12 protein-coding genes are annotated in these 14,462 nt (G+C 60.7%); 3 read left to right on the forward strand and 9 right to left on the reverse strand.

Going from position 1 to position 14,462, the window contains the following annotated elements; genetic code table 11:
• Window positions 1-23 precede the first annotated feature (23 nt).
• A complete protein-coding gene (locus CFB50_RS28430; RefSeq protein WP_089448026.1) occupies window positions 24-422 on the forward strand; it encodes a DUF3331 domain-containing protein in 399 nt (132 codons plus the stop codon).
• Between the two features lie 29 nt (window positions 423-451).
• Here CFB50_RS28430 and CFB50_RS28435 read toward each other — a convergent pair whose 3' ends face one another.
• The gene (locus CFB50_RS28435; RefSeq protein ID WP_089448027.1) at window positions 452-1,780 is read right to left on the reverse strand and encodes a dicarboxylate/amino acid:cation symporter; all 1,329 of its coding nucleotides are present in this window, start codon (window positions 1,778-1,780) and stop codon (window positions 452-454) included.
• Between the two features lie 232 nt (window positions 1,781-2,012).
• Window positions 2,013-3,764: a gamma-glutamyltransferase gene (gene ggt, locus CFB50_RS28440; RefSeq protein WP_089448028.1), complete on the reverse strand. Its 1,752-nt coding sequence runs from the start codon at window positions 3,762-3,764 to the stop codon at window positions 2,013-2,015.
• A gap of 363 nt (window positions 3,765-4,127) precedes the next feature.
• On the opposite strand from ggt, the gene CFB50_RS28445 reads away from it, so the two are divergent.
• A complete protein-coding gene (locus CFB50_RS28445) occupies window positions 4,128-5,006 on the forward strand; it encodes a MurR/RpiR family transcriptional regulator (protein WP_089448029.1) in 879 nt (292 codons plus the stop codon).
• A 121-nt stretch (window positions 5,007-5,127) separates the two neighbouring features.
• Here CFB50_RS28445 and tssJ read toward each other — a convergent pair whose 3' ends face one another.
• From tssJ to CFB50_RS39030, 6 genes are all read right to left on the reverse strand, one after another.
• A complete protein-coding gene (gene tssJ, locus CFB50_RS28450; RefSeq protein ID WP_256979336.1) occupies window positions 5,128-5,685 on the reverse strand; it encodes a type VI secretion system lipoprotein TssJ in 558 nt (185 codons plus the stop codon).
• Complete coding sequence (tssF, locus tag CFB50_RS28455; RefSeq protein ID WP_089448031.1) at window positions 5,655-7,505, reverse strand: type VI secretion system baseplate subunit TssF; 1,851 nt, start codon at window positions 7,503-7,505, stop codon at window positions 5,655-5,657. Before tssF ends, tssJ begins: the two co-directional genes overlap by 31 nt.
• Window positions 7,502-11,041, reverse strand: a complete 3,540-nt coding sequence (locus tag CFB50_RS28460) for an ImcF-related family protein (protein ID WP_089448032.1) — start codon at window positions 11,039-11,041, stop codon at window positions 7,502-7,504. Before CFB50_RS28460 ends, tssF begins: the two co-directional genes overlap by 4 nt.
• Window positions 11,007-12,338 (reverse strand): hypothetical protein, encoded by a 1,332-nt coding sequence (locus tag CFB50_RS28465; RefSeq protein ID WP_089448033.1) that lies wholly within the window; start codon window positions 12,336-12,338, stop codon window positions 11,007-11,009. The genes CFB50_RS28460 and CFB50_RS28465 overlap by 35 nt, the downstream gene beginning before the upstream one ends.
• Complete coding sequence (locus CFB50_RS28470) at window positions 12,338-12,598, reverse strand: PAAR domain-containing protein (RefSeq protein WP_089448034.1); 261 nt, start codon at window positions 12,596-12,598, stop codon at window positions 12,338-12,340. Before CFB50_RS28470 ends, CFB50_RS28465 begins: the two co-directional genes overlap by 1 nt.
• Before the next feature lie 96 nt (window positions 12,599-12,694).
• Window positions 12,695-12,943 carry a hypothetical protein gene (locus tag CFB50_RS39030; protein ID WP_144020702.1) on the reverse strand — a complete coding sequence of 83 codons (249 nt, stop codon included), beginning with the start codon at window positions 12,941-12,943 and terminating at the stop codon, window positions 12,695-12,697.
• Window positions 12,944-13,248: 305 nt separating this feature from the next.
• Between CFB50_RS39030 and CFB50_RS39035 the strand changes: the two genes are divergently transcribed.
• Window positions 13,249-13,491 (forward strand): hypothetical protein, encoded by a 243-nt coding sequence (locus CFB50_RS39035; RefSeq protein ID WP_144020703.1) that lies wholly within the window; start codon window positions 13,249-13,251, stop codon window positions 13,489-13,491.
• A gap of 220 nt (window positions 13,492-13,711) precedes the next feature.
• Here CFB50_RS39035 and CFB50_RS39040 read toward each other — a convergent pair whose 3' ends face one another.
• Window positions 13,712-14,335, reverse strand: a complete 624-nt coding sequence (locus CFB50_RS39040) for a hypothetical protein (protein ID WP_144020704.1) — start codon at window positions 14,333-14,335, stop codon at window positions 13,712-13,714.
• Between the last annotated feature and the right edge of the window lie 127 nt (window positions 14,336-14,462).

Below are 14,462 nucleotides of genomic sequence, written 5' to 3' on the forward strand. Positions count from 1 at the left end.
ATAACGTTTCGAGGAAAACTGACATGAACAACCGTTTAGCGCCCTGGCTCATGACCGTCGCCGCGATCAGCAGCTTCGACATGCCGTCCGTCTCGTGGGGCGTGCCGCGGCGACGCAGCGTCACGCGCGACCGGCTGCCGTCGTGGGACGCAACGAGCAAGCCGTCCATCAGCGTGCTCGAGCGGCCCACGGCCGACACCGTGATGATTTCATGGCGCGACGCGTGCACCGGGCACTACGGTTATCAGAAGTGGCGGCTGTTCACCACGCGCAAGCGCGGCGTGTGCGCGCTGTCGGGGCAGCCGATCGAGATCGGCGACAGCGTCTACGCGCCGCAATTGCTCGGCTCGACGCCGGGCAACGCCGCCGCGATGGTGCTGGCCGCGTGCATCGACGCGGCTCGCCCCGCCGAGGCGGCCTGAAAGCCCGGGATTCGACCCGAGGCTCCGCTTCAGCCAGAGGTGACGCGATCCGTATCGCGAACCGCCTCGTTCATGCGTGCTTCGGCTTCCGCATCCAGCCGCGCCGCATTCGCTTCGGCTTCTGCTTCCGGCATCAGCTCGCCTTCCCATTTCGCGACCACCGCGCTGGCGATCGAGTTGCCCACCGCGTTCGTGGCCGAACGGCCCATGTCGAGGAACGTATCGACGCCGAGAATCAGCAGCAGCCCGGCTTCCGGGATGTTGAACTGGTGCAGCGTCGCGGCGATCACGACGAGCGACGCGCGCGGCACGCCGGCCATGCCTTTCGACGTCAGCATCAGGATCAGCAGCATCGTGACCTGCGTGCCGAGCGACAGGTGTATGCCATAGGCCTGCGCGATGAACAGCGACGCGAACGTGCAGTACATCATCGAGCCGTCGAGGTTGAACGAATACCCCATCGGCATCACGAAGCTCGAGATCTTGCGGCGCACGCCGAAACGGTCGAGCGCATCGAGAATCTTCGGATACGCGGCTTCCGAACTCGCGGTCGCGAACGACAGCATGAACGCTTCCTTGATCAGCGCCAGCAGCTTGAACACACGGCGGCCGAGGAACAACAGGCCGGCCACGACCAGCGTGCCCCATAGCAGGAACAGGCTCAGGTAGAAGTCGCCCATGAACACCGCGAACTTCAGCAGGATCGACAGGCCGTTGATCGCGACGGTCGACGCCATCGCCGCCAGCACCGCGAGCGGCGCAAGCTTCATCACGTAGCAGGTGATCTTCAGCATCACGTGCGCGAGCTGGTCGATCGCCGCGACGAGGATCTTGCCGCGTTCGCCGAGCGACGCGAGCGCCACGCCGAAGAACATCGAGAACACGACGATCTGCAGGATCTCGTTGTTCGCCATCGCCTCGGCGATCGACTTCGGCACCATGTGGCCGACGAAATCCTTCAGCGTGAACTTGGACGTCGCGAGATGCGCGGATGCGCCGATATCCGGCAGCGGCAGCCCGAGATTTTCACCGGGGCGCAGCAGGTTCGCCATCAGCAGGCCGAGCAGCAGCGAGATCAGCGACGCGGTGAAGAACCAGCCGAGCGCCTTCACGAACACGCGGCCCACCGACGACGCGTCGCCCATGTGCGCGATGCCGACGACCAGCGTCGAGAACACCAGCGGGCCGATCACCATCTTGATCAGCCGCAGGAACACGTCGGACACCAGCGAGATGTAGCCGGCGATTTCCGCCGCCGACTGTTTGTCCGGCAGCTGCGTATAGATCATGTAGCCGATCAGGATGCCGGCCGCCATCGCGAGCAGGATCCAGCCTGCCGCGGACATTCGTTTGTTCATATCGGAATTGGACGCACGGGAAGAAGTTGACGGATAAAAGGCGCGCTCCCGTGCCGTGCCGGGGCGCGCGCGTGGCGAGCCGGTCGTGCCCGGTGTATCGGGCACGGGTGCCTGCGCCGGTCAGGCTCGCGGATCTCCGCGAACCGACGTGCTGCCGTCGCGACGGCATTCGCGCGGAGGCGAACGCCGTTGCGGGGCAGCGATTCAGCTGAAGCGATCAGGTCGGTTCAGGTCAGTAACCGATTGCCGAGCCGGCCGGACGGCGCGGGTCGTTGTAGCCGTAGATGAAGCCGACCCGCACGTTGCCCGACACGGACGAATCGTTCCCGGAACTCTGGCGGCTCGCCGCTTCGGTGCCTGGCAGGCCGACCATGATCAGCTCGGCGGCGCCCCACGGCGTCTGCTCGACCATCTTGTAGCCCATGTTGCGCAGGATCGCGAGCGTGTCGGGCGACAGGCCGTAGGTTTCGTAATAGACCTCGTCGGGCAGCCACTGGTGGTGGATGCGCGGCGCGGTGACCGCGTCCTGCGGCGTCATCCCGTAGTCGATCACGTTCAGCACCGTCTGCAGCGTGATCGTGATGATGCGCGAGCCGCCCGGCGAGCCGACCACCATGAACACCTTGCCGTCCTTCTTCACGATGGTCGGCGCCATCGACGACAGCGGACGCTTGCCCGGCGCGATCGAGTTGCGCGTGCCCTGCACGAGACCGAACAGGTTCTGCGCGCCGACCTTCACGGTGAAGTCGTCCATCTCGTCGTTCAGGAAGAAGCCCGTGCCCGGCGCGATGACCACGGCGCCGAAGCGGCCGTTGACCGTATAGGTCGTCGACACCGCGTTGCCGTCCTTGTCGATGATCGAGTAATGCGTCGTCTCCGGCTTCTCGTGCACGCCGACGCCCGGCTGCACGTCGACCGACGGCGTCGCCGTATCCGAATGGATGCTCTTGCGGATCTGCGCCGCGTATTCCTTGCTCGTCAGCTTCGCGACCGGGTTGTCGATGAAGTTCGGGTCGCCGAGCAGCGTGTTGCGATCTTCGTATGCATGGCGCATCGCTTCGGTCATGTAGTGCACCGCCGCGGCCGAATGGTAGCCAAGCTTGCGCATGTCATACCCTTCGAGGATGTTCAGCGTCTCGCACATCGTCACGCCACCCGAGCTCGGCGGCGGCGCCGACACGAACTCGTAGCCGCGATACGTGCACGTCAGCGGCGCTATGTCCTGCGCACGGTACGACGCGAAATCGGCCGCCGTGATCAGGCCGCCGCCCTTCTTGGCCGCCGCCTCGACGATCTTCGGGATCTCGCCGTGATAGAACGCGTCGGGGCCCTGCTCCGCGATACGTTCAAGCGTGCGCGCCAGGTCCTTCTGCACCAGGCGATCGCCCGGCTGCAGCGGCGAGCCGTCCGGCCGCAGGAAGATGCGGGCCGCATCCGGGTCCTTCTTGAAGCGGTCGATCGTCGTGTCGAGGATGTCCGTATCGCCACGCGTCAGCACGAAGCCGTCGCGCGCGAGCCGGATCGCCGGCGCCATGACCTGCTTGCGCGTCAGCTTGCCGTACTTGCGCTGTGCGAGATCGAGGCCCGCGACCGTGCCCGGCACGCCGACCGCGCGATAGCCGTACAGGCTGTCGTCCGGAATGACGTTGCCCTTCGCATCGAGATACATGTTCGCGGAAGCCGCAGCCGGCGCGGTTTCGCGGAAATTGATGAAGCGGTCGCGGCCGTCGGCCAGGTGGACGGTCATGAAACCGCCGCCGCCGATGTTGCCGCAGCACGGATTGGTCACGGCCTGCGCGTAGCCGACCGCCACTGCGGCGTCCACCGCGTTGCCGCCTTCCTTCAGGATGTCGACGCCGATTTGCGACGCGAAGTGCTGCGACGACACGACCATGCCGTTCTTCGCTTCGACCGCGGGGTCCGATGCGGCGAACGCGCACACGCTCATGGCCGACAACAGGGTGAGTACTACGAGCCGCCTCATGACGGGATCCTCCAGACAAATAAAACCGTGGCATGCCGGAACGCGACGCCGCATCGGGGTGTGCCGACGCGCCAATCGATCATGTAATAAACAATACATTCCAGCGAGGCCGCGATCATAGCACTCACTTTTTTGCGTCAAAACCTAGGGTTATCACTGAATAAAGAACGAATATCCATCGAATGGGTCATTTGCCAATGTTTGTTTCATTACAATGGTGAGTGAGCCGGTCCACCGTGCGATGCGTCCCTCTAATTTCGGAGCGTGCACGGCCTGCCTGACGTCGATCGGCTAACATGCGTGGAGTCGCCGGCAGACACCCGTCTGCCGTTTGTTATTCAGATACGAGAGTTGGAGTGCCCGATGGGGACGAGCATCAGGGCGTTGCTGCTATCCCAGATGGATAGCTTCACGCCGTCGGAACAGAAGGTCGCGCAGGCGTTGCTGGACCGCTACCCGAGCCTCGGGCTCGGGCCGATTGCGAGCTTCGCCAAACAGGCGGAAGTGAGCGATCCGACCGTGTTTCGCTTCGTCGTCCGAATCGGGTTTCCGAATTACTCGTCGTTCCAGCAGGCGCTGTACGGCGAGATCGACACGGCGATGAATTCGCCGCTCGCGCGGATGGATGCGTTCCACTCACCCGCGGGCATGCGCGACAGTCATTCGGCAATTTTCCAGCGGCTGTCCGAGTCGCTGGCGACCACGATCGAAGGGCTCGATGCGGCGGCGTTCGACGCCGCGGTGGCGCTGCTGGCCAATCCGGATGTGCGTGTCTTTTGCGGCGGCGGGCGTTACACCGCGCCGCTCGCGTCGCTGTTTTCGTTTACGCTGACCTACGCGCGGCCCCATGTTCAGTATGTCGAACCGAATGTGAATCTCGCGTCGGTCGCGTTGGCGGACATGGGGCCCGGTGACGTGCTCGTTATTTTCGATTTCCGTCGTTATCAGCGGGACAGCATCCGGTTCGCGCAGGCCGCTCACCAACTTGGCACACGCGTGCTGCTGATCACGGACGAATGGCACTCACCGATCGGCGAATTTGCCGAGATCGTGCTGCGGATCCGGGGGCAGCCGTTCGCGATGCTGCAGACCAACGTGCCCGCGCTCGCGCTCGCCGAAGCGCTCGTGATCGGTGTGACGAACCAGCTGCCGGAGATGGCAAGGCAGCGGATGGAGAAGATCGAGCATCTCAATTCCGGCGGTGGCGGACAGGACACCAACCAGCGGGATTTGCCGGAGTGACGACTCATCGCCATTCAGGCATCGGCGTCAGCGCTCGACACCGTCGGGTTTGCAACCTGAATCAACAACTGCAATCCATAACATTGAATGAGTGACTCCAACAATCTTCTCGATAACTCGTTCAGGGCACCAGTTCCATCCGGTTGCCCGTCACGACCAGCCTGACGGGATCCGTCTTTTTCCACTGCGACTTCGGAATCGTCAGTTGCCACTCGGCACCGCCGTGATCACGAAAGAACCCTGCAATGCCAACGATTCGCGCATCCTCCGCCAATGGCGCAGACAGCCTCACGGTGGCGCCAGGCGCAAGCGTGACCTCCTGACTGCCGAGCAGATCGGCGCTCAGTAGCGCTTTGTCGTCATCAAGCAACTGGACGTAAGCTGCGTTCTCGAAACCCTTCGCATCCTTTAACTGGTAGACGCGCATCACAACCGGTAGCGACTCTCCTTGGTCGGTCTGGTTGAGTGCGGAACGGCTCTCGATCACGAGATTCATCTGCTTGATCTTCGCGACGAAAATCGCTCGCGTCACGTCGGCAGTCGTCTCCTTCACCGATTGCAACGTGCCACAGCCGGCCAACGACGCCACCGTCAGCGCAACGGCACTCGCCAAACGAACGCTTCGCATCATCCGATATGTTCGTGGTGTCACAACCAATCTCCCGTTTTGATCGAGCATGGATAGCGCCGGATCGGACCACCCACGCCTTCATACAGAACGAGCCGCACCGCAAAATGGAAACTCGCGTAGCGGCCTACGAAGCGGCTGAGTACGTCCCCGAACAGTGCAACGTCGCCCGGCCCGGCGAAACCCGCCGGCTCGATTCCCACGTTCACATTCACGATGCGGTCGACACGCGCGCCTGCCAGTTCCGTTTCCTCGTCAAGCCAGACGTAATGAATCGCCTCGATACGTCGCCGGTTATCGTCCTGTCGCGTCCAGTCGTACAACGACAGTGCGCCACGCAGCACGTTCGCGTCCATCATGTTCAGCTCGGTCGCGCCGGCACCATTGAAGTGAGAAATCACCTGCCAGTGATAGTCCCCGCCGCGCGGGGGATACAGCGGCATCGTCGGGGCCGTCAGATTGCGCACGCGTTCGACACCATTGAAATTCGAAGCAGGCGTGTTGATCATCGATTCACGCAGCGCCATCCGCGGCAAGCGCCCGTTGTTTGCCAACACCCGAACCGTTACGTACGCATCGGGCAAGCTGCCGGGTTCGTCCCAGAGATGCCCGCCCAACGTCACGACCATCTCGCGCCGGCCCGTCACGCCCTGCCGAACCGATGAGTGGTAATACCGATCCGGCGACTCGTATCGGACCATCCCGCCCCGGTGCCGGAATTCCTTGATCGACTGATAGGTGTATTGCCTGGCGGTGCGTGGATCGTTTGCCACTACCGACAGTACGTCGTAGGGCTCGACGTGCTCGCCCGCTGACGCCGGGGCGCACACGGGATAGTCGCGGTCGTGGACGTTGGGTCGGATTGCCTGCGCATCCAGTTCGAACAGATTGATCACCGGCGTGCAGAATAGCCGGATGTTGTCCGCGCCGAACGTGACGTCACCAGGTATCCGATCCCGGATCACGATATCGAATTCAAGACGCGTTTCGCCCGGTGGCACACTGGCCGCGTCGAAACCGCACAAGTCGACGAAGTGAAACTTCTCGGGGAACGCGAAATATTCGAGCATCGTCTGCTCACGGTCGAGATTGGCGTCGCGTACATCGAGATCGATCGGCCATAGTCGCGCCTGCGTGCCAAAACCAGCCGCCTCGATAGACATTGCCGGCCGTGGTTGCAGTTGACCATCGAGTATGCGCGGCATGCGCACGCCGATCGACTCGACTTGGCGCGTGAACGCTCCGTACAGCGCCGATGCAGTCGGTCGGTCCCCATGCAGGTATAGACGGATACGCGACAGGTCGTCCAGCAACCGCTGCTCGCGGTGCAGGAGGTCAAACGCGAGTCGGATCACCGTACGACCGTCCTCGCGCATGCGCACGCCTGCCTCGCGCACGTTGAGCGCCAGCAGACGTATTGCCTGAGTGGTTCGATAGACACATATCGTTCCGCCCCGTCCAACCGGTGTCGAACGTACCTGCAACCCCGGCGGCAATGTATCGAGAATCCGCGCCTCGCCGGTGCGCGGCATACACTCGAGGATTGCCAGCGACGGAATCGTGCGGCCGGCATGTGGCCACAGGTGATCAACCAGCGGATCGGTGATTTCCGGTAGCGCGTCGTCGAGCTTCATTCGCAGCCGGCTCGTGAGGAACGCGAAACCCTCGTAAGTCTGCTCCACGCTGTCGCGGCGCGCGCCGAGCATCGACATCCCCACACGGCGCGCGACATGCGGCTGGGATTTCGCAAATTCCCTCCCCGCTTCGCGCAGGTAACGCATCTCCGCATCGAAGTAGCGCAGGTACGGCTCGTCGTCCTCACCGAAACCGCCCCCTTCAGGCATCGTCGGTTCGTTTTTTTCTTCACTCATGGTTGGAGATCCGGTGGCAGCGGTGGCAGGAGCGACATCTTCGAAGCGGCGCTCGCCTTGCCGACGACGAAAATTCGATCAGGTATGCGGAATCCACGTAGTTTCAGCAGGTCGACCGGCCCTGCACCGATCTGCGTTCGCAATACGTACGACAGCGGCTCATCGTTCCCGGTATTCCACGTGAGCCGATAGCGCGTGCTATCGAGCTGCTTGATGTCAGCCTTGCTCAGCAGCCGTAGGAATGCCCAATCTCCTGTCGAATCGAATGCCTGTCGCAGACCAGCGTCGAGCGTCTGCCATGTGAGCCCCGCGTGCCCGTTCAGGCCGTTGCCGGGCCACGCCAGTGGCGTCCAGCGCTCCTGCTGATTGAAATAGACGATCTGCTTGCCGTCGACCGACAGTTCCGAGCGGGTCACTTTCGGTGTCGGCAGCGCCATCATTTCGAATTTCTCCCCCGCGTCGCCCTGCAGGTAGAGCTGCGCGCCAACCGTCGACAATTGCCGGACGGCGCTCAGGAATTTCGGGTCGAACTGCAATGCCTGCGGTGCCAGCTCGTTTGGCGCCCAATGGTCGCCCTCGAGTTTCATCACGCCAGCCAGCTGTGTCGTGACGAAACGCGAAATCAATCCGGTATCGGGCCGCACATAGCGGCCAAGCTCCGCGAAGGACGCATCGGCCTGCGTATCGAAGAATGGATAGCGGCCGTTCATCGCCGCGTTGAACGGCGCGGCAACACTGGCTCGCCACGCGTCATTCAGACTAGCTGCGGCCGGTTGCAGGATCGTCTGCCATGCGGCCTCGAGCGGCTGCGCAAACATCGCATCGCCGAACCCTGCCCATGCCGTACCTAGACTTGCGGCAGTGAGTGCCGCGTCATCGCGTGCCTGGGACAATTCCGACAACTTGCCTTGGAACACTGCCTGCGCGAGCGTGCGCGCCATTGCCTGCGCGTCAGGACTGCTCGCGATCTGTTGGAGCTTCAGCCGCATCATCGTGACCGCCGTCAGGTAACGCGACAGGCTCACGCCGTTCAGCGCGATGTTGGCTGGTGCGCTGCCCTTCCCGTTTGCAGCGGCAGGTGACTCGTTCGTGTCGCCCATCAGCACCAGCAGTGGTCCAAACGGCTTGTCGAGCGGATAGACGACGGTCGACGCATCCTCGTCCGTCCCGATCAGATTTTGTGCCTTTCTCACCAGCGTATCGGCCAGCGCCTGCGACGGCCGCCCCGCCTGCGCCTGATACTGCACGGATTTCATCAATGCGATCAACGGCGAAGTCTGCGCATCCGCCAGTCGAGAAAGCTGTTCTATCGCGCCACTAAGATTGGACGTCGGTTGCCACTGCATACTGTTGAGCATGCGCTGCCATGCAGCCGTGTACTCACCAAAATAGCGTGCCGTCAATCGGTGCTTCAGTTCCTCGGCTGCGCATTTCTCATCCACGACCGTCCTGGTCTGGATCGTACCGTGCGCGAGCGGGATATCGATTGCATGCTGCGGCTGCTTGCCCGTCAGCACCCAATCGCTGCTGAGCTGGCGCTCGCCGGAAGCCTTGTCGATCGCCGCAGCAATCATGCCGTCCCACGCCGCGCGCGTGTAAATCCCGGGCACGGTCTGCGAAGCCAGGAACATCCCTCGCGCATCGGCGCCATTCAGGAGCGTTTCGAGCGACACGTCGGCGTATTTGTTTCTGACGTCGTCGAGGATGCGTTGGTACACCGTGTCGTCAGCCGACGCGAGCCCAATCTGCGTGACCAGCATGTTGCGAGTCGCTGTCACGATGCGATCGTCCGTCGCAATTCGCCACTCGGGATGCGCTTTCAGGTGATCGGCGTAAAACCCTGCGAGCCGTTGGCCGGTATCGTCACGCTCACCCAGCGGCATCTCCACGGGGCGCGGCCAGAGGGCTACGAGCAAGCGCTTCAGAAACGCCGAATCTGCCCGCGACGGATCGCCGAGCATCAGGTAGGTCTTGAGCGCGTTGTAGGTACTGCCCCGCGTGTCCTGCGATTGAAGGCTGTCGGCCCGCGCCTGATCCGCAGCCTGCAACAGCTTGCCGATCGTTTGCACGACAGGCGTCTGCAGGTTGCGCGTCGCAGCAACCCGATACGGTTGCCAGAGACCGTCAAGGATATCGTCATTACGCGACAAACCCGCCCTCAGGTACCACGGTACGCCATGCTGCTGCCGGTATTCGAGCGTTTCCATCACCTGTTGCAGCGCCAGTTGCGCGCGCCACGCGGCGGCCGTCTGCGGCCGCGCATCGACCGCCGCGCTCGCTGCTGCCCGCGCATCTCGCATGAGCCGCTGGTTGGCGATGAACGACACGGACATCCATGCGCACCACGCGATGGCCGCAACGATCAAGCACATCGCCAGCGCGTTCGGCCAGTAGAATCCCACGCGCCGGCCAATGCGCCTCCGACTGGCGATTGCGTGCCATGCTGGCAGCAGAGCGGCCGGTTGCGGCGGGAGCTCGATCGGGACGTTCGGAACTGTCGCGCTCCCGTCCACGGTGACCGGCACTGGCGTCGGCATTGCCGCCGTTATCGCAAATACGGGGGCGAACATCACGCCCGCCAGCGGCGTGCGCAGCCAGGGTGAACCAAGGAGCGTTTGCCAGCCGGCGACGATATCTTCGTGCTGCTTCCCGATGTATTGTGAGATTTCGGCTAGGCAGGTGATGCGTATGGGCGCTGTACACAGGCGAACGCCTGCATCCGCCGTTCCACGCTCGATCTCCGCAAGCTGATCGCGTAATGCCGGCGCCGGCTGCCCCCCCTTGTACGCCAGCCCGGGAAATGCACCGATCGCCTCGAACATTTCGGGTCGATCGCCCTGTGTGGGCACTGCGTGCAGGAGCGTGACAGGCGCGGCGCAGCCGATATCGGTCACAAGCGCGGCAAGTGCGCGCGGCAGTTCGGTATCGCGATCGTCGGAATGCGTAACCTGCACAATGCTGTCGACCGGCCGCCGGCGCCGCAGCTTACGGATTTGTCGGCGCCATGCGCCAGCCTCGATGCCGTCCGGTGCCACGTGCACGAGAATCGCGTTGCCGACGGGTATCGCGCCCGCTCGCTTCAGGCCCGGCGCGACCTGGTCGATCAATGTATCAGCGCCGCTCACCATCAGCCACGGTGATCGGTATCGCCAGAGCCTGCCCCGCGAGGCGCGTAGTTCCTCGGCCACGCGTTGCAGACGGGCGTCGAATTTCAACGGCTTCTGCGCCTTCGTCGCGTCGCCGATATCCCTGCGAAACGTCTGTCCAGCAATGGTGTACGCACCGATAAAAAACAGGCAGAGATGTATGGCGACGAAGACGATCAGCGCGATGACGATGACGATCACTACTTGCATACGTGCTACACCGGGTGCGAGATCGAACAGGTCGCCCCGGCTCCATACGAGGCCAATTGCGCATGCCGCGACAATCAGCGCGGCGACAACCACGCCCCAGAGTGCGAGGCGTCCGGAGGGCGCAGACGCTGCAGCAGGTGCTGCGTCAAGTGATCGCAAGGTCAGTTTCGGATCGGTCATGCTGAGCGTGTCCAGGCAATGAAGAATCCTTCCCGCGTGGACCGGGAAGCACATGAATGACGGCGGACTGCACGCCATCGATGATCAGTTGTGGCGCATCCGCAGCACCACATTCGGTAGCGGCTACGACGGACAGCCATCCGCTCGCACTACCAAAATCGCCCACGATGTAGGCGAGGTCACATTGGGCCTCGCTGTTCGCAAGCGCCTCCAGGTTTGCGATCCGCAGCCCCTGATTGCAACGCTTGACGGCACGCGTGACCCAGGCACGCGTCACAGCAGCGACATCTGCCCTGCCCCAGATCACGGCATTCGCGAAACCGTATTCGATTTCGTCGGCGTTGCCCTCGACGGGGCGATGCAGGGTCGCCATCGCGTGTACACCTTCGGGTAGAGCGTAAAAGCCGGCGTCGAGCAGCATCGCGACGCATCCCTCCGTGCTGCCGGTCGGTGGCCGCTCCTCGTGCCATGCCGTTGCGATCACGAGCAGCGGACATGCCTCGCGGGCGTCGAGCCACGCGTCCGCCAACAGCAATCCGTCCGAAGCGGGTATGGGCAGCACAGTGAGAGGCGGCAGACCAACCAATTGCAGCGCATCGCGCACCTCGTCCTCACGCAAGGCTTCTTCGCCGGGTTCAGCCAGTACGCGCACTTTTGGCCAGTGGGCGGCTTCGTAGTGCGTGAGCACGTGGAGGCTCGCAGCAAGCGGTTCGAGCGCTTCGGCGATCCTGAGTGTGAGCTGGGTAACGGGTCGCTTTGGAGGCGTATCCGCTACGGCGTCGCTCTCCTCGGTCGGGTCGGCCACGTCCGCTTCGTCGGCTTCGTCGGATAGTTCCAACGGGTCGTCAAAGCGGCAATGCTCAACGACACCCGCGCCCAAACGGGGCTGCTGCTGTCGCGGCAAACGCACCCCCGCATCGATCGCCTGTGCAAGCGTCTGGTCGTTCAAGGGCAAGCAATAGCCGACGCCCAGCACCCGAAGCGGCTGCTGCGCGACACGGATGCGCTCCGCCAGCCATCGGTCACGATGGAGGTTGCGGTGGTATGCCTGGTACCACATGGCCTCATAGCGAACGCGCTCGATCGCGAACAGAAAGCCGAAGAAGCCGTTCGGGATACCGAAGACGCAGAACCAGAACCACGGGCCGCCAGCCCGCTCACCCTTTGGCCAAATCAGCAGAGTGGTCGCCGCTCCGAGCACCGCGCAGGCCAACCAGACGCAGAACCACCACGGCCAGAAGCGCGGGCGGCTCGGATAGGTGCTCGGGAGCCCCGCCTGTGAGAGGTCGACGGGCATTATTCGAAGTGGACGTTCGGCAGCGACGCGATCAACCGACAACCGCACGCGCAGCGATGGCCGTCCAGCGCGAATGGCTTGTTGTCGCGATCGGGAAACTTGTTGGCACCTTCGTCGATGACGGTCTGGCCATGCAGATTGCAAGTCGCCTCATCGCCCTTGCGGGCAAGCGGCATACCCATGAATGTCGTCCATGGTGAGCCACCGGTGACTTCGCCGCCGTGTTCGAGTTTGTCGCCTTGTCGGATGGGGGATTTCATAACCACCTCAAAGTCAGTTGCCAAGCTTACATTTCTGCCTTGAAAACCGCGGCTCCGAAATTGGGTCATACGATTTTATTTTTATATTCCTTATATCTACGACACTAAACCCAAAACGACTAGAAACAAATATTGTTTTTTACCAGAACCAATTGCCACCTCATATACCCCACCACCATACGTCCTCCTAAAAATCATACGCAAATTTGGATTTAAATCATAAACATAAACAAGTTGAGCCTGAGGATCACGAAGATCTATCTTATTCGGCATTCCATAAACAACCAAACTTCTCCCATCCAACGAAAATACACCCCCATTAATATGATGATTGATTTTAACCACCCCAATCACCCTACCACCCCGCTTAACTAGCAAATCGGACCGGCCGAAAATTTGCGCCGAATACCTCCCGTCACAAGATATAACCATCTTCGCACGCGCATCCGACATGAAAATTATCAAAGGAAAAATGAACGCAACACACCTCCTCACACCTTACCCCCAAGATCCAATACACTCTTCGTGTTTTCGCCCAACGTACTGACCGACCATTCATGTCACATGGATCGGCAGATCCTTCTTAAAACAAATCATTCCATTCTGATTTTCAGTCAAAAATCGGCACCACCCTATTACGAGATGACCGTATGCGACCAACAGATGATATGGGCGCCAACCCCATACTACCGCCAGCACTGGGGTTTTTCACCGAAAATAGTACAGCAGCGTATTCGTCAGATATGGAAAGCCATTGTCTCCTGCAACATATACAAAATCATCACCAGACAACAAAGGGATTTGTCTTACACCTTCCACAGAAAGGCCCTTATATCAAAAATAGCCGCTATACTCAAAAACATTATCAGCAGGATTTTTATAAAATCATATGAAGGCAGTTACACTTAGTCCATCCACGTCCACGCACACAGAGTCATCCGAATTGAGCCGCCTTTTTATAATCCAGCAAGTAGACCCAAATCTCACCATCAAATGCTTCCCGCGCATACAAAGTGAGCACAACCCAAGAGAGATCGATAAAAAACACAAGCACGCTAAAAAAATTTCACGAAAAACTCATCAACCATAAAAAACCACCAACACCCAACAAAATTACCTTTCCCAATTGAACAACTCAGCGCACTTTTTGTCATCGATTTCAACTGACCTCCCACTCCTTATTTCAATAACGTTAATTTTTGATCCCACCTCACACTGACGCCAATCCAATGATACATATCTCCCATCAAGCGATATAACAGGAAACATATTTGAAGATGCCTCCCCTTTCAGCTTAGATTTGCTTACGGTAGTCCTATAGAAACCCGGAATTTTCACCAAATTCCTATCACTCCCGAGCCTCCCAACAACCGCCAAAAAACTCATAGGAGAGACAGCAACCGGTATCATTGACGCATAAATGCCCGCTTTAAGATTTACGTCTGACAAGAAGCTCACATGTGGAGCAGCACGTCTCACATGAATCGGCGTATTAGCTGCACAATGATTTAACTCATCGACAGGAACGTAATCGGTGCCAGACATGATAACTACCGCACCATCCGAACTCAGTGTCGCGCCAACGGGTTCTTTGTCAATTAAGCAATAAAATTCGCCAGCAGTCGTCCGCCCGGAGAAAATAAAATACCCGGAAGCACCCGCGGCACCAATAGGCCCACAGTAACCCAGAGTTGATGCGGCTACCAGACCAATTAATATGAACTGATTTACTTTCAAAGAAGAACCTTCTTGATCATGCGAGTATACTTGACTCGATCGCCAATCCCGCCGTCCCCTCCATTAATTCCCATAGTGATATCCATTATCACTTTCTTCTCTCTCGCGAGTTCTGCCGCCGTCTTCG

The organism is Burkholderia sp. AU33423 (genome assembly GCF_002223135.1).
GTDB lineage: Bacteria > Pseudomonadota > Gammaproteobacteria > Burkholderiales > Burkholderiaceae > Burkholderia > Burkholderia lata_D.